The organism is Yersinia hibernica (assembly GCF_004124235.1).
GTDB lineage: Bacteria > Pseudomonadota > Gammaproteobacteria > Enterobacterales > Enterobacteriaceae > Yersinia > Yersinia hibernica.
Window position 1 is genome coordinate 1,110,429 of record NZ_CP032487.1, and the last position, 26,818, is coordinate 1,137,246.

Here is a 26,818-nt window from a genome sequence, read left to right on the forward strand (position 1 = left end):
TTCTATCATAGGTATCTCCTGACATTACCGGAGGCTAACATCTCTGGCACACTAAATTAAATTATTGTTGTAACTGATGATGCGCCATTATTACAGCTAAATATGAAATTAACAGCTTAACTTGCCGCTGAAAAACCAAGTGAAACACATGCTCCTGAAACCAAATTGGCGGTATTTAATTTATCTAAGACCGTGTGTCTGGGTTGACTTTTAATAATGGCTATAATCCGTAGCCACAATTTAATATTGATTTATTAGATAAGCCTCTTGACTCCAGAAGGTCACCAAGAGACTTATCGGCCTCTATCACAATAAATGATTGGCAACTTTAACCACTATTTTGCGCAGTGGCGCAACCTCGGTCAATGTTCCCATTGGGCGATGCAACTCACCTGGGAACAGCAGCGCAATATCACCCGGAGCCAGTGTTAATAATGTTTCGTGGCTAATTGCTTCAAACAATCCGTAATCTCGCTCGGTATCAAAATCCATGGTCGGGCGCTGGCCTTGAGCTGAGGGCGAAGCACCAATGACCTCGCGGCCCTCCAATAGAATATGAATATCAATATAATAACGATGTAATTCAGGTGCTTGCTCATACAATGGTTTGGTCGCGGCAATAATGTGATTGAGGTAAATCTCACGGCCTTCAATGTCTTGCTCGCCGGCGGGCAGATTGGCTAAATCCATCTGACTGATAGTGGCCAGTGTGCGGCGGATAGCATCCGGATAAAGTGGGTTATTCACCGCGTTTTTCAATTCATCAAGTATCATAACTATTCCTATATTTCTGTGTATTCACCCTGCTGGCTGTTTAAGCACCGCGGCTGGCATTATTTTCGGCTGCCAGTTGGGCAATGCAGTGTTCAACAACACCGGCAATATCCGGTGAGATATCGATTGGAATGATGTCCGGCTCATGGGCATCAGGCGCTTCCAAGGTTGCGAACTGGCTCTTTAACAGGCTCTCCGGCATAAAATGCCCCGCCCGCCGCTGCATTCTGTGCAATACCAAATCGTAATCACCGGTCAGCCACAGAAAGCGAACGCCTTGATTGCCTTCACGCAGGCGGTCGCGATACTGCTTTTTCAGGGCTGAGCACACTAAAAAACCCACTTCGTTTTTTTGTTGCAAGCTATAGGCCACATCACTTAACCGCTCAAGCCATGGGGCGCGGTCTTGGTCATTTAGCGGCTGGCCGGATGCCATCTTTTGGATATTGGCGCGTGGGTGCAAATCATCGCCATCAATAAATTTGGCGTTAAGTTGTTGTGCCAGCGCCTGACCAACACAGGATTTGCCGGTGCCGGATACCCCCATCACAATAATGCATTTACCTGACATAACTTTCCTCGATGTGAATCAGACAGCAACCAGCATGCCGCCATCAACAAACAACAGGTGGCCATTAACAAAGTCAGAGGCTTTGGCAGACAGATATACCGCCGCCCCGATTAATTCTTCTGGGTCACCCCAACGGGCCGCGGGGGTACGTTTGCACAACCAATCGGTGAAGGCCTCATCATCCACTAGTGCTTTTGTCATCTCAGTTTTGAAATAACCCGGCGCGATACCATTGACCTGAATATTGTATCGCGCCAGCTCAACACACATCCCGCGGGTTAACATCTTCACCGCCCCTTTAGATGCAGCATATGGGGTGATAGTGTCGCGGCCTAATTCACTTTGCATAGAACAAATATTAATAATTTTACCGCGCTGACGTTTCACCATATAGCGGGAGACCGCTTGTGAAACCAAGAATACTGATTTTTGATTTACCGCGATGACATCGTCCCAATCTTTTTCTGGGAATTCGGTAAAAGCATGACGGCGTTGAATACCGGCATTGTTAATTAAAACATCAACGGCACCAATATTATTTTCTATTTGCGCAATGGCATCATTAACAGCATCATGGTCAGTCACATTAAATGCTGCTGCATAAGCAATAAAACCATTGGCACGTAATTCGGCCACTGCTTTTTCTGCGCGTTCGGCGGTAATATCATTAATTATTATTTCTGCACCAAATTCTGCAAGGCCTTTCGCTAATAGAAATCCAATACCTTGAGCGGAGCCAGTAATTAATACTTTGCGGTTTTCTAACGAAAATAAATTCTTCATAGTGAATTCCTGATGGCGCTAATGAAGCGACATATAAAATAAAGATAATTGATAACTGATTAATTTAATGATAACAACAGTGATAAAATCTAATACTTCCAATCTTCCAATAAATATGACCGCTTGAAAACATGGGCTTATCAAACCGTTTTCCGCCCCACTAAACTGTGATGCAGATCACTTTAAATGATGTTACGGCCAGCTGTTACCACTTACGTGAGCGGCATCGCCTTGAGAACAGAAAAATACCACTAGTTAAGATGACTTTGCCCACTAATGGACAGTGATTTCGGTTAACTTATTGATAATAATATAACTAAATAATTGAAAGCATGATTGTTATGTCATTTTTAACCTGTAACATGCTTTTCATTACCGCTGCTAACAGTGCATAATCATCTTATTCATTTCGCACTCTTGTTCTAGGTATATGCCATGAAAAACCAGCGTGTTACGTTACAGGATATCGCGTTACTCGCCGGCGTGACCAAAATGACCGTCAGCCGCTACCTGCGCACGCCGGAAAAAGTGGCCCCCGAAACTGGCGAACGCATTGCCCAAGTCATGGCTGAAGTTAATTACAGTGCTGATTTAGACGGGGAAAGCAACCTTAACCAAAAAAGCCCAAGAATTGGCATCTTAGTTCCCTCCTTTAATAACCAAATTTTCTCCGACTTGCTGGCGGGTATCGAGTCTGTGACGGCTGCCAGTGGCTACCAGACATTGGTGGTCAACTATAACTACAGTAAAGAACGTGAAGAAGAACAAATCGTTAACCTGCTTTCTTGTCAAATTTCCGGGATAATACTCACCGATTCTGAGCATACTTTACGGGCGGATAAGTATTTGAATGCTGCAGAACTTCCAGTGGCACAAGTGATGGACTTAGAGCCACAGTCCAATCGTATTACTGTGGGATTTAATAATTATCAGGCGGCCTATGACATGACGGCGACATTGTTGGCGAGTGGAAAACAAAATGTTGTCTATTTTGGCTCCATGTCTGATGTACGAGATCGCAAGCGTTATCAAGGATATAGCCAAGCAATGAGTGATGCAGGTTTTGCGCCACTGCATATTACGCCGAACAAAGTCTCATCAGTTTCTATTGGTGCCGGTATGTTGGCATTGGCACGACAAATGTATCCTCAAGTTGATGCTATTTTCTGTACCAATGACGATATGGCCGTGGGGGTGTTACAAGAATGCTTGAAATTGGGCCTGGCGGTGCCAGCAGAAATGGCGATTTCCGGTTTTCATGGGTTGGATATCGGCCAGGCAACCACACCGGTGCTAGCCAGTGTCACCACCCCGCGTTTTGAAATGGGTAAAGTAGCTGCTGAAATATTAATTAAGAAAATCAAAAAAATACCGACAATTGAACAGGTTGACTTGCATTATCGTATTTCACTCGGTGGGACTATCTAATATTCTCCAGCAGCTGAGAGAGATGCTAATCATGGGTCACTGCCGTGGTGCAGTGTCATAGCTGCCAATATTCATCTGCTGATGACCTGCAATAATAATATTCCTATGCGCCACAAATAATACCAATTCATAACATTTGGATAAAGGTATTATATAAATCATTAACGCTGGACTGATTAGCTGAAACAATTCAGCTTGAGCAATGATAGCTTGGTCACGTTACCGGTAACATGTTTTCTTAACATGATTTACAGTGACTTGCATCACAAAATAAAACATTGAAAACAGGTCTCATAACGACATTCGCTGAATGGCTTAGTCATCCGATGATTATCCGCCGCCATTCTGGTTTTTGATTCATTGACCATCAGGTACTCGTTATGAAAAACAGCAAACAAGCCGTATTAATTATCGCCCCGGTAATGGATTATTTGACGGAGAAGCTGGAACAGAACTTCACCGTTTACAAACTCTTTCAGGCTGCGGATACTGCAGAGTTTTTGGCAGAACAGGGCAAGAATATTAAAGGTATTGTGACCCGTGGTGATATTGGTGTGAGCAACGAAGTGCTGGCGTTATTACCCGAAGTACAGATTATCTCAATATTCGGTGTTGGCACGGATGCTGTGGATCTGGACACCACTCGCGAGCGCAATATCATTGTCACCACCACCCCCGGTGTATTGACTGATGATGTGGCTGATACGGCTCTGGGACTGATTATCGCGACCTCACGCCGCCTTTGTCAGGCGGATAAATTCTTGCGGGCCGGGCAATGGCCGCACAGCAACTTGCCATTATCCTCTAAAGTGACCGGCAAACGCCTAGGGGTCTTTGGTATGGGCCGTATTGGTCAAGCTATTGCTCGCCGCGCTGCCGGTTTTGATATGCAAATTGCCTATACTGATACCGCGAATATCCAAAGCCTACCATATCAATATGTTCCAGATTTAATCAGCCTTGCCAAGCAAAGCGATATTCTGGTTGTGGCCATTTCAGGTGGCAAAGACAGCATCGGTCTGGTTGATAAAACTATTTTTGCCGCGATGCCCAATCATGCACTGCTGATCAATATTGCTCGTGGCAGTATGGTCAATCAGGATGATTTAATTCGTGCGCTGCAACAGAAAGAAATTGGTGGGGCAGGTTTGGATGTATTTGCAGATGAACCTAATGTGCCTCAGGCCCTAATCGAAATGGACAATGTTGTATTATTGCCGCATATCGCCAGTGCCACGACAGAAACCCGAATTCAAATGAGCGATATGGTGTTTTCAAATATTCACGCCCATTTTTCAGGTGAAAAAGCGCCCACTGCTATTCACTATTAAAAACGTGTTATTAATAACTTAATTATTCGCAATAATAAAAATATTTCGTGAAGTTTAATTAATAATGGCAAATATTCATTATTTGCTTTCGCCATACTCTGCATCATTATTCTTGGTGCAGGGTAATACTTTGCTATTATCATGAGGCGTGTTTATATGGACAGTAAGATCCCTAATGCCCGTTGGTTTCGTGTTATTGTGCCAATAATGATTGCTTGTATTATTTCTTTTATGGACCGGGTTAATATTAGTTTTGCACTACCGGGTGGCATGGAGAGTGATCTGGCGATTACCAGCCAAATGGCCGGTTTAGCGGGCGGTATTTTCTTTATTGGTTATTTATTTTTACAAGTACCAGGTGGTCGTATTGCTGTTCATGGTAGCGGCAGAAAATTCATTGCTTATTCCCTGGCGGTTTGGGCCATTGTTTCCATTCTGACCGGTTTTGTCACTAATCATTATCAATTGTTATTCCTGCGCTTTGTGCTGGGGGTCTCTGAGGGCGGCATGCTGCCGGTGGTTTTGACCATGGTGAGCAACTGGTTCCCGGAACGGGAGATTGGCCGCGCCAATGCATTCGTGATGATGTTCGCCCCTATCGGCGGTATGTTCACCGCACCTTTATCTGGCTTTATTATCAATGCGTTAGACTGGCGTTGGTTATTTTTTCTCGAAGGTTCGCTGTCCGCAGTGGTGTTAGTAATGTGGTGGTTTGTTATCAGTGACCGACCAGAAGAGGCCAAATGGCTATCAGTAAAAGAGCGCGATTATCTGGTCACTGAACTGGCGCGTGAGCGGGCGGATCGCATGCTGGATGCGCCAGTGACCAATGCGCCGCTAAAAGCCGTTTTCTTGAATAAAGGTTTGATGAAATTAGTTGCCCTGAACTTCTTTTATCAGACTGGGGATTATGGTTACACCTTGTGGCTGCCGACCATTTTGAAAAATCTGACCGGTGGCAATATGGCCTCGGTTGGGATTCTGGCCATTCTGCCCTTTATTGCCACCACCGCTGGCATCTATGTTATTTCCGCATTATCGGATAAAACCGGCAAACGCCGTTTGCTGATTATGATTTCCTTATTCTGTTTTGCCGCCGGTCTGGTGACCTCGGTTATTTTCCGCCACAACGTATTGGTCTCTTATCTGGCCTTGGTAGTCTGCGGGTTCTTCCTCAAAGCCGCGACCAGCCCATTCTGGTCAATTCCGGGCCGCATTGCAGTACCTGAAGTGGCCGGTGGCGCACGTGGGGTGATTAATGGATTAGGTAATTTAGGTGGGTTCTGTGGCCCATATTTGGTCGGCGTGATGATCTTTTTCTATGGCCAAAGTGCGGCGGTGTGCATGTTGGCGGGCTCATTGATTATTGCCGGGCTGATTACCTTAACCTTGCCAAAAGAGTGTGATGTTGAAATCACGACTAAAGGGAAGGGTATTGCTGACCAGAGCTTAGCCAAAGTGAAACGCGCTTAAGCCCGGCTGGCGCTATTGGCTGGAAACAGCATTGCCGCCACCCCCTTAACACCGGAGAACCTGATGAATTTACAACAGCAACTTGCCCACTGCCAACAGCATCAACAATTGCTGCAACTGATTAATTTCAATCACGAAACTGCCTGGCAGTTGGGTGAGAAAATAAAGCAATACGCCGAATCACAGGGCGTGGCGCTGGCCATCAATATCACGGTAAATGGGCAAACATTATTCAGTTATGCCATGCCCGGCACCAGTGCAGAAAATCTTGATTGGCTACGGCGCAAACGCAATGTTGTGGAGTTACTGGGCACCAGCTCTTATGCCGCAGGGCTGATGTTGCAACAGCGCCAGACCTCTATTGAAGCGCGCTATGGCGTCAGTTTCAGAGATTATGCAGCGCTGGGTGGCGGCTTCCCGTTGCAAGTTAAGCAAATCGGTATTATTGGCAGCGTGAATGTTTCTGGCGCGCCACATCTGGATGATCACAATTTGCTGTTGCAGGTGCTAGCGGACTTTATCGGCCTGCCTGCGGGCAGTATTGCGCTTTTAGCGCCGCTGAGCGAATAAGGAATGGCGATGAACCCGACTATCACCCGCGTGACGCAGCGCATTATGGCGCGATCTGCCGCGACCCGTACGTCCTATCTGCAACGAATCAGTGCGGCAAAAGAAAATACGGTTTACCGCTCGCAACTGGCTTGCGGCAATCTGGCCCATGGTTTTGCGGCTTGCCAAGCGGAGGATAAAGCCGCCCTGAAGAATATGGTGCGCAGTGATATTGCCATCATAACCTCCTATAACGACATGCTGTCCGCCCATCAACCTTATGAGCATTATCCCCAGCAATTAAAAGAGGCATTGCACGAAGTGGGCGCAGTTGGTCAAGTGGCGGGGGGGGTTCCTGCTATGTGTGACGGAGTGACTCAAGGGCAAGATGGGATGGAACTGTCGCTGATGAGCCGCGATATCATTGCCATGTCTGCGGCTATCGGCTTGTCACACAATATGTTTGATGGCGCTTTATATCTTGGCGTATGTGACAAAATCGTGCCGGGGCTGCTGATGGCTGCTTTGTCATTCGGCCATTTACCGGCGGTTTTTGTCCCGGCAGGGCCCATGGCCAGCGGCTTATCCAATAAAGAAAAAGTGCGAGTGCGCCAACAGTATGCCGAGGGCAAAGTTGACCGGCAGGCGCTGTTGGCGGCGGAATCGGCCTCTTATCATAGCGCCGGTACCTGCACATTTTACGGCACTGCCAACTCGAATCAGATGGTCATGGAGGTTATGGGGCTACATTTGCCGGGCTCTTCTTTTATTCAGCCCAATACGCCACTGCGTGATGCCTTAACAGCCGCAGCAGCTCGTCAGGTTACGCGCTTGACCCAAACCAGTGGCAATTATCTGCCCGTCGGCCAATTAGTGGATGAAAAAGTGGTGGTGAATGGCGTGGTGGCATTGCTGGCCACGGGGGGCTCCACGAATCACACAATGCACTTGGTCGCGATGGCGCGCTCGGCTGGCATTATCATTGATTGGGATGACTTTTCTGAACTGTCGGACGTGGTTCCGCAGTTATGCCGGATCTACCCCAACGGCCCGGCGGATATCAACTATTTCCAGGCCGCAGGCGGGGTGGCACTGCTGGTCAAAGAGTTGCTGCATGGCGGTTTGCTACATGAAGATGTGCATACCGTCGCGGGGTTTGGTTTGCAACGTTACACACAGGAGCCCTATCTGGCCGCCGGTCAGTTGCAATGGCGCAGTGGGGCCGAGCGCTCACTGGATGACGCTGTTATTGCCAGCTTGAGCACACCTTTCTCGCCCCATGGCGGAACTAAAGTTTTGAGTGGCAATCTGGGGCGGGCTGTGATGAAAACCTCGGCAGTTCCTCGTGAACATCAGATTATTGAAGGGCCCGCCGTGGTGTTTGACAGCCAGCATGACGTCGGGACGGCTTTTGAATCCGGTGCGCTGAACCGTGATTGTGTGGTGGTGGTGCGGTATCAAGGGCCGCGGGCTATTGGTATGCCGGAATTGCATAAATTGATGCCGCCGCTGGGGGTATTACTGGATCGCGGATTTAAGGTGGCTTTAGTTACCGATGGCCGCTTGTCTGGAGCCTCCGGTAAAGTGCCGTCGGCCATTCATGTTACTCCAGAAGCTTATTGTGGCGGGCTATTGGCGAAAATCCGTAATGGCGATAGGCTGCGGGTTAATGGCATCACGGGGGAACTTTCACTGCTCGTGGATGAAGGCGAATTGGCCAGCCGCCACCCGCAATTGCCGGATATTTCAGCTTTTCATGTTGGCTGTGGCCGTGAACTGTTTGCTGCGCTGCGCGAACAATTGAGTGGCGCGGAACAAGGGGCGTGCTGCATCAGTTTCTCACCAGACATCAGTGGCAATAGCCCCATGATGGCGAGTTCTCTGCGGGTGACATCGGCCTGATTTATATCACTCAGAGACGTTATTGCGCAGGCACTTTGCCACCAAAAGTGTCATCGTGGCAGCAAAACCATCGGGCAGATTAATCCGGAAAATTCCCTCATCGGGCGGTAATCACTCCGGTGCTGATGGTTTTCGGCTAAGCTTAAAAAATGCCCTTTTTTCACTCATGGAGAATTCACATGAACCGAGATAAAGCACAGCAAACCTCGCTGGATGACGATTTAACCATGCTAACCGACACGCTGGAAGAGGTGCTACGAGCTTCTGGTGATGTTGCCGATGAAAGTTATCAGGAAATCAAAGCCCGAGCAGAGAAAGCATTAAAGGAGGTTCAGAACCGTTTGAGTGGCCGCAGTGAATGCTATATCAAACGGGCGCAAGCGCTTGCGTGTTGTACTGATGATTATGTGCATGAAAAACCTTGGTGCAGTGTCGGGATAGGCGCAGCTGTTGGGCTGGTGGCGGGGTTATTGCTGGCGCGCCGTTAAAATATTGTCGTGATAAATATTCTCATCGTCATTGCTGTTAAAATGGCGGTAACCACTATCGCCGGCCCTTAAACGGGCCGTTTTAATTAACAATCACACAGCGACACTCAGTAAATTGTTGGGCATTGTGCAGTCGCTAAGTTGATTCTTCCCCCGGCCGGTGGCCGCCAGATACCCCTTGTTGAGTATATAAAAACATCAACATCAAATATTAGTGTGATAACTAACAATAACTTTTCAATCAGACTTTTATTATTATTCATGCCCCGTATAATCCCACTCTTTCTGTTGATTTGCCGAGGTGGTCGTGAAGCAACTTTCTGGTTTGTTGGGCGAATTACGGCAAAAATTACGTGCCGATTTCCCTGAGCAGGCCGGTATTCGGCAAATTATCTTGCCCGCGCCAGGGCAGGTGGGCAGTCAATTGCTTGAGTGGCTTGCCGCGCAATGCCATTTCCCGCAATTCTATTGGCATCATCGTGAAGGCTATGAAGAGGCCGCCGTCTGTGGTCAAACACGGCAATTTAATGATGTCCAATCGGCAGATCAATTTATCCAACAGCATCGTGCGCTGGCGGGATTACGTATTTGGGGGCTGAATGCTTTTGAACCCGTCTCTATTGCTGACCTCCCCGCTGACACTCATCCGCAAGCTCAGGCCAGCTTCCTGTTTTTACCGCGCATTGAAATTTTGCGGCGTGGCAATAACACTCATTTGACCCTTAATCTGGTCAGTGACTATTCTCTGGCCCAAGACGCCTTGCTCGCCATCACCTTTATTGACCAACTGCTTAGCGCCAAACCCCTGCCAGCATTGGATGTGGTGGTTGAAAATACCCATCATATGCCGGAATACCCACAGTGGCGCCACCTTATTGAGCAAGCATTGGGCGAGATTGAACAGCAAAAAATGGAAAAAGTTGTGCTGGCGCGCGCTACCCGTTTGATGCTGAATAAACCGCTGTCCTGTGGCGCTTTTATGGCCGCCAGCCGCCAGGTAAATCACCACTGTTTCCACTTTATGTTGCGTTTTGATGCGGCGCAGGCATTTTTGGGCTCCAGCCCTGAGCGCTTGTATTTACGCCACCAGCAAAATCTGGAAACCGAAGCTTTGGCAGGAACGGCCTCTAATGATGAAGATTGCGCCCAGGCCACTGAGTTAGCCAACTGGCTGATGCATGATGAAAAGAATCAACGTGAGAATCTGTTGGTTGTCGATGATATTTGCCAGCGCTTACAAGGTGGCGTGGTGGCTGTGGATGTTATGCCACCGGAGATTATTCGGTTACGCAAAGTCCAGCATTTACGCCGGCGTATTCATGCGCAACTTAATCGCGCTAATGATGCCGACTGCTTGCAGCGATTGCAGCCAACAGCCGCTGTCGCCGGGTTGCCACGCAATGTTGCCCGGCAGTTTATTACCGAAAACGAACCTTTTTCCCGTGGCTGGTATGCCGGGTCGGCTGGCTATCTTTCACTAAAGCAGAGTGAGTTCAGTGTCAGCTTGCGCTCGGCATGGGTGGCGGATAAGCAGATTCATCTCTATGCCGGGGCCGGTATTGTCGCCGGATCTGATGCCGCGCAGGAATGGCAGGAAATTAACAACAAATCAGCTGGATTACGTACTTTGCTGACTAATATTAATCAAGATAATAATCATAAAGCGCAGTAATTAACCGCACTCATTATGTGGGCGGATTGTGGCTCCTATGCCGCAGGTGTAAACTGTCAAACAGAGCTGTAACTTGGCAAATGTCAGCCAGTTTTGTGGTATACCCGGCAAACTTCAAACTGCTTGTGTGCTGACGGCAGGTGATTACCTGAATCACTGACTACCGTGAACTCATCGGGATTGAGCTGATAAGAGATTCACTTTGCGGGGCAGCACAAGCGCGTTCAACAGGGTTGACAGCCAATTGTCATTCGCGAGCCGCTGTCCGGTAATTCGAATTATTTTGGCTAGAGATAACGGTAAAAATTTAACTATTAATCAGTCACTCCGGGTTTTTCAGAGGATAACTTTTCCTCATGCTGATTATCAGGGGCGCAGTGTCTGTTAACTGACTTTTTGGGCGAACCATGTCGACAAGCGTTTTTAACCGTCGTTGGGCGGCATTGCTACTGGAGGCGTTAAGTCGCCACGGTGTGCGTCATATCTGTATTGCGCCGGGTTCGCGCTCGACACCGCTCACACTAGCGGCCGCGGCGAACTCATCACTGGTTTGTCATACCCATTTTGATGAGCGCGGTTTAGGGCATCTGGCACTGGGGTTGGCGAAAGCTTCAACTGAACCGGTGGCCGTGATTGTCACTTCCGGTACGGCGGCGGCTAACCTTTATCCGGCCTTAATTGAAGCCGGCTTGACCGGTGAGCGCTTAATCTTATTGACGGCCGATCGCCCGCCGGAATTGATTGATTGCGGTGCTAATCAAGCCATTCGCCAGCAGGGATTATTTGCCAGCCATCCGACAGTTAACCTTAATTTGCCACGGCCAACGCCAGATATTTCAGCCGCTTGGCTGGTGTCTACGATAGACAGTGCGATGGTGCAATTACAGCATGGTGGCCTGCATATTAACTGCCCGTTTGCCGAGCCGCTCTATGGCGGTGATGAGCAACTTCATGCGCAGTGGTCTGCTACCTTAGGCGATTGGTGGCAAGATTGTCATCCCTGGCTGCGCCAATCGCGTCAATTGCCGCAAATACAGCAAACTGACTGGTTTTTCTGGCGGCAAAAACGCGGTGTCATCATCGCCGGGCGCATGACTGCTGAAGAGGGTGAGCTGCTGGTAAAGTGGGCGGAATTACTCGGTTGGCCACTGATTGGCGATGTGCTTTCACAAACCGGCCAACCCCTTCCTTGTGCTGATTTGTGGCTCGAGCACCCGGGCGCGCAGCGTGTGCTGGCTCAGGCACAAATTGTCTTGCAGTTCGGCAGCAGCCTGACCGGCAAGCGCCTGCTGCAATGGCAAGAGCAATGCCAACCGCAGGAGTACTGGCTGATAGATACCTTACCCGGCCGGCTTGATCCTGCTAATCACCGTGGGCGTCGGATTATTTCTCCGGTGAATGAATGGCTGAAACAGCACCCGGCACAACGCCGTACTCCTTGGGCCACTGAACTCATTTTATGGTCAGAAAATGCTCAGGCCCATGTTGCCGAAGCACTGAACGAACAATTCAGCGAGGCGGCAGTTGCACATCTGCTTGACGAGTTATTACCCGAAAACGGGCAGCTTTTTGTCGGTAACAGTTTGATTGTGCGCTTGATTGATGCATTAGGGCAATTACCTGCCGGCTACCCGGTTTATAGCAATCGTGGTGCCAGCGGGATAGACGGTTTGTTATCGACCGCCGCCGGTGTTCAGCGAGCCACTGCCAAACCGACACTGGCGATTGTCGGGGATTTATCGGCGCTTTATGACCTTAATGCCTTGGCTTTATTGCGCCAAAGCTCGGCTCCGATGGTGTTATTGGTGGTCAATAATAATGGCGGGCAAATTTTCTCTCTGCTGCCGACACCAGAGGCCGACCGCCAGCGCTTTTATTGCATGCCGCAGGATGTGAGCTTTGAACATGCCGCCGCGATGTTTGGTTTAGCTTATGGCCGGCCAGAAAGCTGGTTAATGCTCAAACAGCAAGTGGAGCAATGCTGGCTCCACGGCGGCGTCACATTGATTGAAATACAGGTGCCGCCGAGTCAGGGGGCCGAAACACTGCAACAGTTGGTACAGCAGGTGGCCCAATTATGACGCTGGCTTGCCGTAAACTCGATTCTCATCCCCAATCCTCAGCGCGGCAACATACCGGGCCATGGTTAGTATGGCTGCATGGCTTATTGGGCAGCGGCCAAGACTGGCTGCCCGTGGCGCAATTATGTGGCGATTATCCCTCACTGCTCATCGACTTGCCGGGGCACGGTGAGTCGGTCTCATTGACCACCCGCGGCTTTGACGATATCAGCCAGCAGCTCACACAAACCTTGCAAGCTAATGGTATTCGTAAATATTGGCTGGCGGGCTATTCTTTAGGCGGCAGAATTGCAATGTATCATGCTGGCTATGGTAATCCTGTTGGTTTACAGGGGCTTTTGGTTGAGGGGGGGAATCTCGGGCTGGAAAGTGATGAGTTGCGCGCAATTCGCTTGCGCCAAGATTGCCAATGGGCGCAGCGCTTTCGCACTGAGCCTTTGCCACAAGTATTGGCTGACTGGTATCAGCAGGATGTGTTCGCTGATTTAGACGCGCAACAACGCGAGCAATTGGTGGCGTTGCGCGCCAATAATCAGGGGCCAGCAGTCGCCCAAATGCTGGAAGCGACCTCACTGGGGCACCAGCCTTGGTTATTACCTGCTCTGCAACGACTTAACGTCCCGTATACGTACTTGTGCGGCGAGCGCGACCATAAATTCCAGCAATTGGCTCATCAATATCAATTGCCATTACGCACACTGGCCCGCGCTGGGCACAATGCTCATCGGGCGAACCCCGGGACATTTGCCGCGCAGGTACTGTCATTTTTATCGCAGTCTTCATTTTTATCACTCTCCCGTTAAAGGAATGCTTATTATGCTTTATCCGAGCGAAGAACAACTGTACGCCGCCATCGAATGGCAAGATTGCTCCGCTGGGTTTGAAGATATTCGCTATCACAAATCCAGTGATGGGATCGCCAAGATAACCATCAACCGCCCTCATGTACGTAACGCATTTCGCCCATTAACCGTGAAAGAGATGATTCAGGCGCTGGCTGATGCCCGCTATGACGACAATATCGGCGTGATCATTCTGACCGGCGAGGGTGATAAAGCCTTCTGCTCCGGCGGTGACCAGAAAGTCCGTGGCGACTACGGCGGCTATAAAGATACCAGCGGTGTTCACCACCTGAATGTGTTGGATTTCCAGCGCCAGATCCGCACTTGCCCGAAACCTGTGGTCGCAATGGTTGCCGGTTATTCTATTGGTGGCGGGCATGTATTACATATGATGTGTGACCTCACTGTTGCTGCTGATAACGCCATCTTCGGCCAGACTGGGCCAAAAGTGGGTTCATTTGATGGCGGCTGGGGGGCGGCATATATGGCGCGCATTGTCGGCCAGAAAAAAGCGCGCGAAATTTGGTTCCTGTGCCGTCAATATGATGCTAAACAGGCATTGGATATGGGGCTGGTGAATACCGTGGTGCCGGTCGCGGATTTGGAAAAAGAGACTGTGCGCTGGTGTCGTGAAATGCTGCAAAACAGCCCAATGGCATTGCGCTGTCTGAAAGCGGCATTGAACGCCGACTGTGACGGGCAGGCGGGGCTGCAAGAGCTAGCCGGTAACGCCACCATGTTGTTCTATATGACAGATGAGGGTCAGGAGGGGCGTAATGCATTCAATGAGAAACGCCAGCCAGACTTCAGCAAATTCAAGCGTAATCCGTAATGCGCGCGGCCACACTATACCGCTATAGCCTCCCGATGGAAGCCGGGGTGATATTGCGCCATCAGCGGCTGAAAAGTCGTGATGGGTTATTAGTGAAGTTGCAACAAGGCGGGCTGACCGGGTGGGGGGAGATTGCCCCGCTGCCGGAGTTTAGCCATGAAACGCTGTCAGAAGCTCAGGTTGTCGCACAACATTGGCTGCAAAATTGGGTGGGCGGGGCGGAGCCGGAACTTGAGGTTTTGCCCTCGGTCGCTTTTGGCCTGAGTTGCGCACTGGCGGAACTGGATAATTCCTTGCCGCTGGCGGCAAATTACCGCAAAGCTCCGCTATGTACCGGGGATCCTGACGAATTATTCGCCGTGTTACAAGCTTTACCGGGCGAGAAAGTGGCCAAGGTGAAAGTGGGGCTTTATGAAGCGGTGCGCGATGGCATGATTGTCAATGTGCTGCTAGAAGCCTTGCCGGATTTGACTTTGCGTTTGGATGCCAATCGCAGTTGGACACGGGCCAAAGCCGACGGCTTTGCCAAATATGTCAATCCGGAATTGCGCCCCCGCATTGCATTTCTGGAGGAGCCCTGTAAAACCCGCGCGGAATCCCGGGAATTTGCCCGTGACACCGGCATTGCCATTGCATGGGATGAAAGTGTGCGCGAGGCAGATTTCCAGGTTGAAGCAGAGCCGGGAGTGGCCGCCATTGTTATCAAACCGACACTGGTGGGCAGTATCGCGCGTTGCCAACAATTAGTGCAGCAAGCGCATCAAGCGGGGCTGGTGGCGGTGATCAGTTCCAGTATTGAATCGAGCCTGGGTTTGACTCAATTGGCACGGTTAGCGGATTGGTTAACGCCCGCAACTGTACCGGGGTTGGATACCTTGAGCCTGATGCAGGCGCAATTAGTCCGTGAGTGGCCGGACAGTGGTTTGCCATTAGTGACAGCCGACCAACTGGACGTGCTATGGCACAGCTAGAAGCTGCGGCGGGTGCATACCCGTTGCCGGGGACGCTGATATCTCCATGGCAATACTGGGCCAATCAGCGGCCACGGGCGGTGGCATTACGTTCGGGGCCGCAACTGATCAGTTGGCAACAGTTAGCCACTGATATTGATAGTGTCGCTGCCAGTTTTCAGCAACAAGGTGTGACTCCCGGTCGGGGGATGGTACTGCGCGGCAAAAACAGTTATTCGCTGCTGCTGGCCTATTTGGCGGCCCTGCAGTGCGCGGCGCGTGTTTTGCCCCTCAACCCGCAATTGCCAGCGGCGCTGTTATCGCAACTTTTGCCGCAACTGGATATTGATTTTATGCTGAATTTAGCGGAGCCGCTGCCCGTGCAGCTCAGTTTTATTCCGCTAGATTTCAATCGCAAAAATTGCACATTACAGGCCGTGGCATGGGATAACCAGCGGCTGGCGACCATGACATTGACCTCCGGCTCTTCCGGCTTACCCAAAGCAGCAGTCCACACCATAGCGGCCCATCTGGCCAACGCCGACGGCGTGATAGATTTGATAAATTTTACCGCCAATGATTGTTGGCTGCTGTCATTGCCACTGTTTCATGTCTCTGGACAGGGGATTGTTTGGCGCTGGTTACGCGCTGGGGCGACCTTGGCCGTGCCAGCGGGCGAGCTGTTATCTGCAGCACTGCTTGGGTGCAGCCATGCTTCATTGGTGCCCACCCAGCTCTGGCGTTTGTTGGCGGATTCAGAGCAAACTCTCACCTTGAAAGAGGTACTGCTCGGAGGGGCGGCTATCCCGACAACACTCACTGAGCAAGCCGAAGCGCGCGGAATTCGCTGCTGGTGTGGCTATGGCCTGACGGAAGCTGCCTCGACGGTGTGCGCCAAACGCGCTGACGGTTTGCCGGGGGTTGGCATGGCGTTAGCAGGGCGGCAGGTGCAGTTGGTTGAGAATGAAGTCTGGGTGAAAGGTGCTGGCCTGGCGAGCGGCTATTGGCGGCAAGGGCAGTTGCAACCGCTTACTGACAGCGAGGGCTGGTTCCATACGCGCGATCGCGGCGAATGGCTGCATGACGAACTGCGTATTCTTGGCCGATTGGATAATCTATTTTTTAGTGGTGGTGAGGGGATTCAGCCGGAGGATATTGAGCGCGTTTTATTACAGTATCCAGGAGTGCAGCAAGCTTTTGTTATTCCTGTCGCGGATATTGAATTTGGTCATCGGCCCGTTGCCGTGATTGATGTGGATGAAGCCGTGGATGATGTTATTTTGGCCAATTGGCTCGCCCCGCAAGTGGCTGTATTTCAACGTCCGGTGGCTTTTTATCGCTTACCGGATGAGTTAAAAAACGGTGGGATTAAGGTTTCGCGGCGCTGGGTGGCCGAGTATGTTAAAAATGAATGCCATTTAAACACCGCAAAATAAAAAACCCCTCAAGTGAGGGGCTTTAAGTCAAGGTGTTAGTTTAATCCAAGCGCCTTTTTCACGCCGTTACCATAATCAGGGTGAACTTGGGTAAACAACGCTATTTGACGGCGTTGAATTTCTTCTGGCACTTGCGACAATTCCCCGGCAATACGGGTAAACATCCGCTGATGTTCTTCCGCGCTGAGTAAGTTGAACAATGCCCGTGGTTGTGAAAAATAATCGCTATCTTCGCGGTGATTCCAGTGATCAGCCGCCCCTTCCAGAGTTAACGGCGGCTCGCTGAAGTCAGGTTGTTCCTGGAATAAACCAAAACTGTTTGGCTCGTAAGTTGCGCCATTGCCACTGTTACCATCCACGCGCATTGCGCCGTCACGATGATAATTATGGAATGGGCATTTAGCACTGTTCACCGGGATCTGATGATGATTTACCCCGAGGCGATAGCGAGCGGCATCGCCGTAGGAGAACAGGCGGCCTTGTAACATGCGGTCAGGAGAGAAGCTAATGCCCGGCACCACGTTAGCTGGGTTGAATGAAGCTTGTTCCACTTCAGCAAAGTAGTTTTCCGGATTGCGATTCAGTTCGAAGAAACCAACATCAATCAACGGATAATCGCCGTGCGGCCACACTTTGGTGAGATCGAACGGGTTATACGGGGTTTGTGATGCTTCATGCTCTGGCATCACCTGAATTTGTAAATTCCAGCGCGGGAAATCCCCATGTTCAATGGCTTCATACAGGTCGCGTTGGGAACTTTCACGATCCATGCCAACCAGTTTTTCAGCTTCATCATCCATAAGGTTCTCAATGCCTTGCTGGCAGCGGAAATGGAATTTAACCCAAAAACGCTCATTGGCGGCATTGATAAAGCTGAAAGTATGGCTGCCGAACCCGTGCATATGGCGGTAAGATTTTGGCAGGCCGCGGTCACTGAAATCGATGGTGAGCTGGTGCAGCGCTTCTGGTAGCTGGGAGAAGAAATCCCACTTATAAATTGGGTTACGCAGGTTAGTGCGTGGGTCGCGTTTCACGACGTGGTTCAGGTCTGGGAATTTCAGTGGATCACGTAAATAGAATACTGGCGTATCATTACCGACCAAATCCCAGTTGCCCTCCTCGGTGTAATATTTCATGGCAAAGCCACGGATATCACGCTCGGCATCTGCGGCCCCGCGTTCGCCAGCAACGGTTGAAAAGCGCACAAACATTTCAGTTTGTTTGCCAATTTCAGAGAAAATTTTGGCCCGGGTATATCGGGTAATGTCGTGAGTGACGGTAAATGTGCCGTAAGCACCTGAACCTTTAGCATGCATGCGGCGCTCAGGAATAACTTCACGATCGAAATGGGCCAGTTTTTCCAGGAACCAGACATCTTGCAGTAGCATAGGGCCACGCCGGCCAGCAGTGACAACATTATTATTATCAACGACAGGTGCGCCTGCTGCGGTAGTTAATCCTTTCTTTTTGCTCATCATTTTCTCCAGTATGGCTGTTGAATTGATTGCGTCTTGGGTGTTTTAAAGCATTACATTTTGCCAAAGGTGTAATCAGCAAAATAATAACTTAAACGACATCAGCGGGTTATTCTTTGATCTCCACACTAGTTGTAGCCTTATTGGTGGCATTCAGCAAATAGGCACGCCTTATCATTATCATTGCTCGCATTAGACATATCAATCGCGTAGGTATTTACAATCATTTGAAATACTGTGGTATTTAATCGGTTTTTCAGTGTGTTCATGATGTTTTTTTCGGTTAAACTCGACACAGGAAAAACCTGTCAGCCAGAGTCTGCTCACGGGTGACATCACGAATAATGAGAGAACAATATGAATAAGCATTTAATTGCATGTGCCGCAAGCTTGCTGTTGGTGGCCGGTTCAGCCAGTGCAATGAGTTTTAACGCCGAAACCGGGCGTCACTACACCAATTTAGGCTTTGGTCTGGGTACCAATACTGGCGGCTTGGCCATCAGCGGTAACTGGGCGCGTAGTGATCATGACGGTGATATCTATGGTATGGGGCTGGGCTTCAATCTGCCGATTGGCCCCTTGATGGCCACTGTCGGTGGCAAAGGCATTTATATGTCACCGGAAGATGGCAGCAATGGCGGCGCGGTAGCAATTGGCGGCGGATTAACCTACCCCATCAATAAGTCATTCACTTTATACGGTGAGGGCTATTTTGCCCCCGAGGAACTGACCAGTGGGATGAAATCTTACAGTGAAGCCAACGGTGGCGTGCGCTGGAGTGTCTTCCGCCCACTGACGGTTGATGTCGGCTATCGCTATATCAATATGGAAGGTAAAGAAGGGCATCGCGATAATCGCCTAGCGGATGGTGTGTATATCGGCGCTGGCCTGAACTTCTAATTTCCCTGTGCTTTTGGAGTTACCGCTAACACAGCGGTAGCCCCAATAGCGTTACATGGCCAAAGCTGATTATTGGCAACTTATCCAACAGCGGGTAGCGCGCCAGTAACAATTCCCACCTGAATGCCAATCACCAGCACACCACAAGCAAATACGGCGGCCAATGCCGGTTTCCCACCCCAGACACGATAATTTCCCTGATGGATTTTTCGCGCTTTCCACGCCAGCATCGCGGGCAGAATTAAGGCCAATATAGATAATGCAACGGCGGCGAAGCCCAGTGCCATAATAAAACCGCGTGGGTAAAACAGCGCGAACAGCAGTGGCGGCACAAAAGTAATCGCCCCAGTTTGCAGGCGGCCGCTCACTGAGTTACGGCGTTTAAATAAATCAGCCAGATAATCAAACAGGCCCAAGGCGACGCCCAGGAATGAGGTCGCCAGTGCTAAATCGGCAAATAGGTGAACCGCCAGCTCAACATGCGGCGAAGCCACCACGTCGCGCACCGCTTGCAGTAACCCGTTCAACCCGGCTTGTTGTGCCAGAATCCCGACAAAAGTATGGGAGGATATTGCCCCTAATGTGGCTAACTGCCAGAAAATATACGCAATTAATGGGATAGCACTGCCGATAATAAACACCCAGCGCAGCTTGCGAATATTGCCCCCCATATAGTTGACAATACTTGGCACACTGCCATGGAAGCCAAATGAAGTGAAAATAACCGGAATAGCGGAGAGCGCTAACCCTTGTTCTAGTGGCAACGTTAATAAGTTGGTTTTTTCGATGTGGGGCATCATTAACGACAGCATGACAATCAGGAAAATGATTTTTGCACTGAATAGGATGCGGTTAAACAAGTCCACAGAGTGGGTGCCGATACATACCACCCCACCGGCGACCAGGGTAAACAACAACACCCCGAGAGAGGTTGGGAATGATTGCTGTGTCCATTGGCTGATGCTGGTTGCCAGCAATTCACCCGCACCGCTGATATAGGCGGCAGTGAGCGCGTACATCAAAAACATCATGCTAAAACCGGTGAGCCATTGCCCTCGATGACCAAGATAGCGTTTAGCTAAGGTGCCAAGCCCGGTGTCTGCTGCTTCGTGCTGGTAGACTTCAACCAAGAGTAATGCGGTGTAACACATTAATACCCAAAGAAAAATTAATAGTGCGAGAGTGACACCAAAGCCCACTCCCGCGGCGGCCAGTGGCATCGCCAACATACCCGCACCAATGGTGGTGCCCGCCACGATAAATATACTGCCCAGGGTGCGATTCTTCACGCTTTCCTCTACTACATGACATTTTATTAGCATGATAAAGTGTAGCAGAGTAGAGGATTGTCTCATTTGTGTCAAACCGACGTTACGCGCGATGTAAACTTATCATTACGGTATTCAGTGTGTTGAAATATCGGCTTTTACTATTGTGATTCATGCTGGTAATGGATAACGATTGTGTTTATGCGGTTGGCTTCTTAAAGTGATGGCATAAGCACTGACGGAGAAGAAAATGATCAGAGTCGAGATGTTGAGTACCGGGGATGAAGTGCTGCATGGGCAGATTATTGATACCAACGCTGCATGGTTGGCAGATTATTTATTTAATCAAGGGCTGCCGATCAGCAGCCGGGAAACCGTCGGTGATTCACTCTCGGCTCTTATTGAGGTGTTGACGGAACGCAGCCAAGTTGCTGATGTGCTGATTGTTAATGGTGGCCTTGGGCCGACCAGTGATGACCTGAGTGCATTGGCGGCGGCCCGGGCAGCCGGAACTGAGCTTATTGAGCATCCGGAATGGATTGCGCGGATGGAAGCTTTCTTTAGCGAGCGCGGCAGGGTGATGTCGTCAACTAACCGCAAACAAGCGCATATCCCGGCGAATGCAGAAATGCTGGATAACCCGGTTGGCACGGCCTGCGGTTTTGCTTTACAGCTCAATAAATGCCTGATGTTTTTCACCCCCGGGGTACCCTCTGAATTTAAAGTGATGGTCGAGCAGCAGATTATGCCGCGGTTACGCCAACATTTTGATGTCGCCGAGCCACCCTTGTGTTTGCGTATGACCACCTTTGGCCGCTCAGAAAGTGATTTGGCGCTGGAGTTAGACTCACTGTCACTGCCGAATGGCGCGGTGCTGGGTTACCGCTCGTCTGCCCCTATTATTGAATTGAAGCTAACCGGGCCTGCCTCGCAGCAATCGGCGATGAAAGAAGTTTGGCAGCAGGTCAGAGCCGTGGCCGGTGACAGCACGATATTTGAGGGTACGCAGGGGTTACCGGCATGGCTGACTGAGCAACTGACCCAACGTGGGTTGTTGCTGGCAGTGAGTGAACAATTTACTGGCGGCTTGATGCATTGGCAATTGCAGAGTGCCGCCGCGCCCTTGGCCGGGGGCGAGCTATTACCCGCCCATTGTCAGGAATCCTTAGCCGAAGTTGCTGGTCGCGCCCAATCATTGTCAATGCTGTGTGGCGCGCAGGTGGTCTTGGCCGTGGGGGCAATGCAAAATGATTGTCTGAGTGTGGCGCTGCATACCCCGGAGGGCAGGTTTGCCCAGACCGTGCGCTATCAAGCCAGCCGCCATGGTTTACGTATTCGTCAGGAAAGTAGCGCCATGCTGGCATTAGATATGCTGCGCCGTTGGCTGACCGGGAGGCCGGTTTGTGGTCAACACGGCTGGCTGGAAGTGATTGAAATTCTGTAGTTATCGGCGAGGCGAGCAGGCAGAGTTAATATTCTGCCTGTTGTGTTATCGACTTTATCGTGCGGATTATTTCACCTGTGCACTTCTGATTTCTTTGCCTGCTTCCCAAATCCGGTATTTCACATCAACGCCCTGCGGCACATAAACCACAATCGGCAGACGGCTGTTGTAACGCTGCATCGCCGCATCACCTAGATTGGCGGCGATAAATTGCGGGTGGCGGGTATTATCCGGGCACGCCATCATGGTAGAGGCTGGCTCTGAGATTTTATCCATTACCAGATAATCAAATCCCCAACCAGACAAGGTTCTGGTCTCCAAATTGCCACTGAGCATATGGCGGTTGCAGTCAACGTTAATGGTTTTACCAATCAACAATTCAACTTTGAAGCGGTTTTCATCTTCTTGTGGTTCAAGGAAAATTACCTGGCGGCTCATGCCTTTTTCAGCCTGTGGATAAGGCGCAATTTTCTCTAGCGGCTGCTGTGGATCCAGTGGTTGCTGGCTGGCGGCAAGAGTGTTGGCCGAAGCTACCATCAGCAGGCCAGTTATCGCGATTGACAGTCTTTTCATCTTTTGTCCCTATGGTTTATCAGGTAATACCGGAGGTAAAATATCACACAACCGGAAGTCTGATTATAGGTGAAATCCTAACTTTCTAAATGAGGAATAATCCAAGCTTATGTTTTGCCGACGTAATCTCTCTTGATAAGGGTCAGGTCACTAAAGCTCGATTTCAATATGGCCCTTTGGCTGACAGCAGCAAGGCAGAATTTCACCCGCTTGAATAAAGGCCAGTGGTGGCTGTTGATAGCAAACTTCGCCCTTGAGTAAACGTAGGCGGCAAGAACCACAATAGCCAGAACGGCACTGGTACTCGATGGGGACTTGATGGTGCTCGAGCGTTTCCAACAAATTGCGGCTGTTGGTTGGCGGGGTAAGTTGAGCACCGGTGGTGCTCAACGTCACAAGAAATTTCATGGATTACAGCTCGAAATCACTCAGGTCATCAGCACTGACTTCTGAGTCAATCTGACCGACCAGATAAGAACTGACTTCAACTTCCTGCGGCGCAACTTGTACGTTATCAGAAACTAGCCAGGAGTTGATCCATGGAATCGGATTGGTGCGAATAGCAAATGGCACACCGAGACCCACGGCTTGCATGCGAATATTGGTAATATATTCAACATATTGGCACAAAATATCTTTATTCAGACCAATCATCGAGCCGTCACGGAACAGATATTCGGCCCACTCTTTCTCTTGTTCTGCGGCTTTTACAAACAGCTCATAGCACTCTTTCTGACACTCTTGCGCAATTTCAGCCATTTCTGGGTCGTCTTCACCTGAGCGCATCAGATTAAGAATATGCTGGGTCCCGGTCAAATGCAGGGCTTCATCGCGCGCAATCATTTTGATGATTTTGGCATTGCCCTCCATCAGTTCGCGCTCGGCAAAGGCAAAGGAGCAGGCGAAGCTGACATAGAAACGAATCGCTTCCAGCGCATTGACACTCATCAAACACAGATAAAGCTGTTTTTTCAGCTCGCGCAGATTCACCACCACAGTTTTACCGTTGACTTGATGAGTGCCTTCCCCCAGCAAATGGTAGTAGCTGGTCATCTCAATCAAATCATCATAATAGGCGGAGATATCTTTTGCGCGTTTGAGGATCTCTTCGTTGGTCACGATATCATCGAAAACAATCGCCGGGTCGTTAACGATATTGCGGATGATATGGGTGTAAGAACGTGAGTGAATGGTTTCAGAAAACGACCAAGTTTCAACCCAGGTTTCCAGCTCAGGAATAGAGATCAAGGGCAATAGGGCAATATTCGGGCTGCGACCCTGAATGGAATCCAACAAGGTTTGGTATTTCAAGTTACTGATAAAAATGTGTTTTTCGTGCTCTGGTAGGTTCTGATAATCAATACGGTCACGGGAGACGTCAATCTCTTCCGGACGCCAGAAAAATGATAATTGTTTCTCAATCAGTTTCTCGAAAATGGCGTGCTTTTGCTGATCGAAACGCGCCACATTGACGGATTGACCAAAGAACATCGGCTCGAGTAACTGGTTGTTTTTATTTTGCGAAAAAGTGGTATAGGCCATGATTTCCTCAAGGGATAGCAAAGGGCAAATGAAGAACGGCCCATAACATTTTGTATTTATTGACAAAATGAATCATCCCCCGGTTGGCTCATTATCAGCTACGCGCTTGATTGAACCGGGGGAGAGGGCCGGAACTCAAAATCAGATCTTACATGCACCGCCTTCACAATCGTCATCACTTGGCTGACTTTGGATATCTTCCTGCACATCATCAGCACCATCGCGGGTGTTCTGATAGTAAAGGGTTTTTACGCCAAACTTGTAGGTGGTGAGCAAATCTTTCAGCAACTGCTTCATCGGCACTTTGCCCGATGGGAAGCGGGTGGGGTCATAATTGGTATTAGCTGAAATCGCCTGGTCGACGAATTTCTGCATCAAACCGACCAGTTGCAGATAACCATCATTATTTGGCATATCCCACAGTAGTTCATAAGCATCTTTCAAGCGCTCATATTCAGGGACAACCTGGCGCAGGATACCGTCTTTCGAGGCTTTGATACTGACGTAACCCCGTGGCGGTTCAATGCCGTTGGTGGCATTGGAAATTTGCGACGAGGTTTCGGACGGCATCAGCGCTGACAGAGTGGAGTTACGCAAACCATGGGTCTGGATCTCTTGGCGCAGTGCTTCCCAGTCGTGATGCAGCGGTTCGTTACTGATGGCATCCAAATCTTTTTTGTAGGTATCAATCGGCAAAATACCCTGTGAATAAGTGGTTTCGTTGAACCATGGGCAAGCGCCTTGCTCGCGAGCCAGCGCATTAGAGGCTTTCAGCAAATAATACTGAATAGCTTCAAAGGTGCGGTGGGTCAGGTTGTTGGCGCTGCCATCTGAGTAACGAACACCATTCTTCGCCAGATAATAAGCAAAGTTAATCACACCGATACCCAAGGTACGACGGCCCATAGCTCCACGTTGTGCCGCAGCAATCGGGTAGTCTTGGTAGTCTAACAGGGCGTCCAGCGCACGCACTGCCAGCACGGCCAAATCTTCTAAATCATCCAGGCTGTCAATGGCACCCAAGTTGAATGCCGATAAGGTACACAGCGCGATTTCACCATTTTCGTCGTTGATGTCATTCAACGGTTTGGTCGGCAAGGCAATTTCCAGACACAGGTTTGACTGGCGCACTGGGGCAATTTTCGGGTCAAACGGGCTGTGGGTATTGCAGTGGTCCACGTTTTGAATATAGATACGGCCGGTGGAAGCGCGCTCTTGCATCATCAGAGAGAATAATTCAACCGCTTTTACTCGTTGCTTACGGATGCTGTCATCTTGTTCATATTGGCTATAAAGGCGCTCAAATTCGTCTTGATCAGCGAAGAACGCGTCATACAAGCCCGGCACATCTGATGGGCTGAACAGGGTGATATCTTCGCCTTTCAGCAAACGCTGATACATCAGTTTGTTGATTTGTACGCCGTAATCCATATGACGTACGCGGTTGCCCTCAACCCCACGGTTGTTTTTCAGCACCAGCAAACTTTCCACTTCCAAATGCCACATTGGGTAGAACAAGGTGGCCGCACCACCACGTACTCCGCCTTGTGAGCAGGATTTCACGGCGGTCTGGAAATGTTTGTAAAACGGAATGCACCCGGTATGGAAAGCTTCGCCGCCACGAATTGGGCTACCTAAGGCCCGGATGCGGCCCGCATTGATACCGATACCGGCGCGCTGTGATACATATTTCACAATGGCGCTGGAGGTGGCATTGATAGAATCCAGGCTGTCGCCGCACTCAATCAATACGCAAGAACTGAACTGGCGGGTAGGGGTCCGCACACCGGACATAATCGGCGTTGGCAGCGAAATTTTAAAGGTAGAGATTGCATCATAGAAACGCTTGATGTAATCCATACGGGTTTCGCGCGGGTAATTTGAGAACAAGCAAGCCGAAACCAGAATGTACAGGAATTGGGCACTTTCATAGATCTCGCCGCTAACGCGGTTTTGCACCAAATATTTCCCTTCCAACTGCTTAACCGCAGCATAGGAGAAGTTCATATCGCGCCAATGGTCGATGAAAGTGTCCATCTGTTCGAATTCTTCTGCGCTGTAGTCTTTCAGCAGATGCTGGTCATATTTGCCCATTTCCACCATTTTCGTCACGTGGGCGAATAATTTTGGTGGTTCAAACTGACCGTAAGCTTTTTTGCGCAGATGGAAGATAGCCAGACGAGCTGCCAGATACTGGTAATCTGGGGCATCGCGCGAAATCAAATCAGCGGCCGCTTTGATGATAGTTTCATGGATATCGGCGGTTTTAATACCATCATAAAACTGAATGTGTGAACGCAATTCTACTTGAGATACTGAGACGTTATGTAAACCTTCCGCGGCCCAGTCGATGACCCGGTGGATTTTATCCAGATTGATGCGCTCTTTGCTGCCATCGCGTTTAGTAACAAGTAGGCTTTGGTTCATGTGTTCGTGACCTTTGTTCCCCTTGCTTGGTGTACTCACAGCACAAATTTACGCTCTCCATGATTGCGATAATCATT

At 49.8% G+C, this 26,818-nt stretch carries 23 protein-coding genes; 14 read left to right on the forward strand and 9 right to left on the reverse strand.

The features are described from left to right. Window positions 1–306: 306 nt before the first annotated feature. From D5F51_RS05275 to idnO, 3 genes are read right to left on the reverse strand one after another with little or no spacing between them, the layout of a single operon-like run. Complete coding sequence (locus D5F51_RS05275; protein WP_129195805.1) at window positions 307–774, reverse strand: NanQ anomerase/TabA/YiaL family protein; 468 nt, start codon at window positions 772–774, stop codon at window positions 307–309. A gap of 40 nt (window positions 775–814) precedes the next feature. Beyond that, window positions 815–1,345 carry a gluconokinase gene (locus D5F51_RS05280; protein ID WP_129195806.1) on the reverse strand — a complete coding sequence of 177 codons (531 nt, stop codon included), beginning with the start codon at window positions 1,343–1,345 and terminating at the stop codon, window positions 815–817. A gap of 18 nt (window positions 1,346–1,363) precedes the next feature. Then, a complete protein-coding gene (idnO, locus tag D5F51_RS05285) occupies window positions 1,364–2,128 on the reverse strand; it encodes a gluconate 5-dehydrogenase (RefSeq protein WP_025378912.1) in 765 nt (254 codons plus the stop codon). A gap of 435 nt (window positions 2,129–2,563) precedes the next feature. Between idnO and D5F51_RS05290 the strand changes: the two genes are divergently transcribed. From D5F51_RS05290 to menE, 12 genes are all read left to right on the forward strand, one after another. Continuing rightward, window positions 2,564–3,556 carry a substrate-binding domain-containing protein gene (locus D5F51_RS05290; protein WP_129195807.1) on the forward strand — a complete coding sequence of 331 codons (993 nt, stop codon included), beginning with the start codon at window positions 2,564–2,566 and terminating at the stop codon, window positions 3,554–3,556. Between the two features lie 380 nt (window positions 3,557–3,936). Then, window positions 3,937–4,887, forward strand: coding sequence for a 2-hydroxyacid dehydrogenase (locus D5F51_RS05295; RefSeq protein WP_129195808.1), 951 nt, complete (start codon window positions 3,937–3,939; stop codon window positions 4,885–4,887). A gap of 156 nt (window positions 4,888–5,043) precedes the next feature. Further along, window positions 5,044–6,360: an MFS transporter gene (locus D5F51_RS05300; protein WP_025378909.1), complete on the forward strand. Its 1,317-nt coding sequence runs from the start codon at window positions 5,044–5,046 to the stop codon at window positions 6,358–6,360. Window positions 6,361–6,423: 63 nt separating this feature from the next. Continuing rightward, window positions 6,424–6,930, forward strand: a complete 507-nt coding sequence (locus tag D5F51_RS05305) for a heme-degrading domain-containing protein (protein ID WP_129195809.1) — start codon at window positions 6,424–6,426, stop codon at window positions 6,928–6,930. A 9-nt stretch (window positions 6,931–6,939) separates the two neighbouring features. Continuing rightward, window positions 6,940–8,811, forward strand: a complete 1,872-nt coding sequence (edd, locus tag D5F51_RS05310) for a phosphogluconate dehydratase (RefSeq protein ID WP_391592393.1) — start codon at window positions 6,940–6,942, stop codon at window positions 8,809–8,811. Window positions 8,812–8,990: 179 nt separating this feature from the next. Beyond that, window positions 8,991–9,299, forward strand: coding sequence for an ElaB/YgaM/YqjD family protein (locus D5F51_RS05315; protein ID WP_129195810.1), 309 nt, complete (start codon window positions 8,991–8,993; stop codon window positions 9,297–9,299). A gap of 307 nt (window positions 9,300–9,606) precedes the next feature. Then, entirely contained in the window at window positions 9,607–10,971 is a 1,365-nt protein-coding gene (menF, locus tag D5F51_RS05320; protein ID WP_129195811.1) for an isochorismate synthase MenF, read from the forward strand. 407 nt (window positions 10,972–11,378) lie between these two features. Further along, window positions 11,379–13,052, forward strand: coding sequence for a 2-succinyl-5-enolpyruvyl-6-hydroxy-3-cyclohexene-1-carboxylic-acid synthase (gene menD, locus D5F51_RS05325; protein WP_129195812.1), 1,674 nt, complete (start codon window positions 11,379–11,381; stop codon window positions 13,050–13,052). Continuing rightward, window positions 13,046–13,855, forward strand: coding sequence for a 2-succinyl-6-hydroxy-2,4-cyclohexadiene-1-carboxylate synthase (gene menH / locus D5F51_RS05330; RefSeq protein ID WP_129195813.1), 810 nt, complete (start codon window positions 13,046–13,048; stop codon window positions 13,853–13,855). The genes menD and menH overlap by 7 nt, the downstream gene beginning before the upstream one ends. Before the next feature lie 13 nt (window positions 13,856–13,868). Then, on the forward strand, window positions 13,869–14,726 hold the full coding sequence (gene menB, locus D5F51_RS05335; RefSeq protein WP_025378902.1) for a 1,4-dihydroxy-2-naphthoyl-CoA synthase: 858 nt from the start codon (window positions 13,869–13,871) through the stop codon (window positions 14,724–14,726). After that, a complete protein-coding gene (menC, locus tag D5F51_RS05340) occupies window positions 14,726–15,697 on the forward strand; it encodes an o-succinylbenzoate synthase (protein ID WP_129195814.1) in 972 nt (323 codons plus the stop codon). The genes menB and menC overlap by 1 nt, the downstream gene beginning before the upstream one ends. Next, entirely contained in the window at window positions 15,685–17,112 is a 1,428-nt protein-coding gene (menE, locus tag D5F51_RS05345; RefSeq protein WP_129195815.1) for an o-succinylbenzoate--CoA ligase, read from the forward strand. The genes menC and menE overlap by 13 nt, the downstream gene beginning before the upstream one ends. A 35-nt stretch (window positions 17,113–17,147) precedes the next feature. Here menE and D5F51_RS05350 read toward each other — a convergent pair whose 3' ends face one another. After that, window positions 17,148–18,587 (reverse strand): catalase, encoded by a 1,440-nt coding sequence (locus D5F51_RS05350; RefSeq protein WP_186368158.1) that lies wholly within the window; start codon window positions 18,585–18,587, stop codon window positions 17,148–17,150. A gap of 357 nt (window positions 18,588–18,944) precedes the next feature. Here D5F51_RS05350 and D5F51_RS05355 point away from each other — a divergent pair, with 357 nt between their 5' ends. Then, window positions 18,945–19,487: a YfaZ family protein gene (locus tag D5F51_RS05355; protein ID WP_025378898.1), complete on the forward strand. Its 543-nt coding sequence runs from the start codon at window positions 18,945–18,947 to the stop codon at window positions 19,485–19,487. Between the two features lie 80 nt (window positions 19,488–19,567). Here the strand turns inward: D5F51_RS05355 and tyrP are convergent, their stop codons facing one another. Further along, on the reverse strand, window positions 19,568–20,776 hold the full coding sequence (tyrP, locus tag D5F51_RS05360; protein ID WP_025378897.1) for a tyrosine transporter TyrP: 1,209 nt from the start codon (window positions 20,774–20,776) through the stop codon (window positions 19,568–19,570). Window positions 20,777–21,005: 229 nt separating this feature from the next. On the opposite strand from tyrP, the gene D5F51_RS05365 reads away from it, so the two are divergent. Further along, window positions 21,006–22,199 (forward strand): nicotinamide mononucleotide deamidase-related protein YfaY, encoded by a 1,194-nt coding sequence (locus D5F51_RS05365; protein ID WP_129195817.1) that lies wholly within the window; start codon window positions 21,006–21,008, stop codon window positions 22,197–22,199. A 66-nt stretch (window positions 22,200–22,265) separates the two neighbouring features. Here the strand turns inward: D5F51_RS05365 and eco are convergent, their stop codons facing one another. The 4 genes from eco to nrdA all read right to left on the reverse strand — a co-directional run bounded on the left by eco (window position 22,266) and on the right by nrdA (window position 26,741). Then, complete coding sequence (gene eco, locus D5F51_RS05370) at window positions 22,266–22,772, reverse strand: serine protease inhibitor ecotin (RefSeq protein ID WP_129195818.1); 507 nt, start codon at window positions 22,770–22,772, stop codon at window positions 22,266–22,268. Between the two features lie 150 nt (window positions 22,773–22,922). Continuing rightward, the gene (gene yfaE, locus D5F51_RS05375) at window positions 22,923–23,180 is read right to left on the reverse strand and encodes a class I ribonucleotide reductase maintenance protein YfaE (RefSeq protein ID WP_025378894.1); all 258 of its coding nucleotides are present in this window, start codon (window positions 23,178–23,180) and stop codon (window positions 22,923–22,925) included. 3 nt (window positions 23,181–23,183) lie between these two features. After that, window positions 23,184–24,314 carry a class Ia ribonucleoside-diphosphate reductase subunit beta gene (gene nrdB, locus D5F51_RS05380; RefSeq protein WP_025378893.1) on the reverse strand — a complete coding sequence of 377 codons (1,131 nt, stop codon included), beginning with the start codon at window positions 24,312–24,314 and terminating at the stop codon, window positions 23,184–23,186. A gap of 141 nt (window positions 24,315–24,455) precedes the next feature. Next, a complete protein-coding gene (gene nrdA / locus D5F51_RS05385) occupies window positions 24,456–26,741 on the reverse strand; it encodes a class 1a ribonucleoside-diphosphate reductase subunit alpha (protein ID WP_129195819.1) in 2,286 nt (761 codons plus the stop codon). Window positions 26,742–26,818 lie beyond the last annotated feature (77 nt).

What these genes read in the sequence shown, in the direction of transcription:
- idnO (WP_025378912.1), bottom strand. Translation starts at nt 2,128, where the DNA reads ATGAAGAATTTATTTTCGTTAGAAAACCGCAAAGTATTAATTACTGGC.
- D5F51_RS05315 (WP_129195810.1), top strand. Translation starts at nt 8,991, where the DNA reads ATGAACCGAGATAAAGCACAGCAAACCTCGCTGGATGACGATTTAACC.
- nrdB (WP_025378893.1), bottom strand. Translation starts at nt 24,314, where the DNA reads ATGGCCTATACCACTTTTTCGCAAAATAAAAACAACCAGTTACTCGAG.
- D5F51_RS05305 (WP_129195809.1), top strand. Translation starts at nt 6,424, where the DNA reads ATGAATTTACAACAGCAACTTGCCCACTGCCAACAGCATCAACAATTG.
- D5F51_RS05350 (WP_186368158.1), bottom strand. Translation starts at nt 18,587, where the DNA reads ATGAGCAAAAAGAAAGGATTAACTACCGCAGCAGGCGCACCTGTCGTT.
- D5F51_RS05355 (WP_025378898.1), top strand. Translation starts at nt 18,945, where the DNA reads ATGAATAAGCATTTAATTGCATGTGCCGCAAGCTTGCTGTTGGTGGCC.
- edd (WP_391592393.1), top strand. Translation starts at nt 6,940, where the DNA reads ATGAACCCGACTATCACCCGCGTGACGCAGCGCATTATGGCGCGATCT.
- D5F51_RS05275 (WP_129195805.1), bottom strand. Translation starts at nt 774, where the DNA reads ATGATACTTGATGAATTGAAAAACGCGGTGAATAACCCACTTTATCCG.
- eco (WP_129195818.1), bottom strand. Translation starts at nt 22,772, where the DNA reads ATGAAAAGACTGTCAATCGCGATAACTGGCCTGCTGATGGTAGCTTCG.
- menC (WP_129195814.1), top strand. Translation starts at nt 14,726, where the DNA reads ATGCGCGCGGCCACACTATACCGCTATAGCCTCCCGATGGAAGCCGGG.
- D5F51_RS05365 (WP_129195817.1), top strand. Translation starts at nt 21,006, where the DNA reads ATGATCAGAGTCGAGATGTTGAGTACCGGGGATGAAGTGCTGCATGGG.
- yfaE (WP_025378894.1), bottom strand. Translation starts at nt 23,180, where the DNA reads ATGAAATTTCTTGTGACGTTGAGCACCACCGGTGCTCAACTTACCCCG.
- D5F51_RS05290 (WP_129195807.1), top strand. Translation starts at nt 2,564, where the DNA reads ATGAAAAACCAGCGTGTTACGTTACAGGATATCGCGTTACTCGCCGGC.
- D5F51_RS05300 (WP_025378909.1), top strand. Translation starts at nt 5,044, where the DNA reads ATGGACAGTAAGATCCCTAATGCCCGTTGGTTTCGTGTTATTGTGCCA.
- menD (WP_129195812.1), top strand. Translation starts at nt 11,379, where the DNA reads ATGTCGACAAGCGTTTTTAACCGTCGTTGGGCGGCATTGCTACTGGAG.
- menB (WP_025378902.1), top strand. Translation starts at nt 13,869, where the DNA reads ATGCTTTATCCGAGCGAAGAACAACTGTACGCCGCCATCGAATGGCAA.
- nrdA (WP_129195819.1), bottom strand. Translation starts at nt 26,741, where the DNA reads ATGAACCAAAGCCTACTTGTTACTAAACGCGATGGCAGCAAAGAGCGC.
- menE (WP_129195815.1), top strand. Translation starts at nt 15,685, where the DNA reads ATGGCACAGCTAGAAGCTGCGGCGGGTGCATACCCGTTGCCGGGGACG.
- D5F51_RS05295 (WP_129195808.1), top strand. Translation starts at nt 3,937, where the DNA reads ATGAAAAACAGCAAACAAGCCGTATTAATTATCGCCCCGGTAATGGAT.
- D5F51_RS05280 (WP_129195806.1), bottom strand. Translation starts at nt 1,345, where the DNA reads ATGTCAGGTAAATGCATTATTGTGATGGGGGTATCCGGCACCGGCAAA.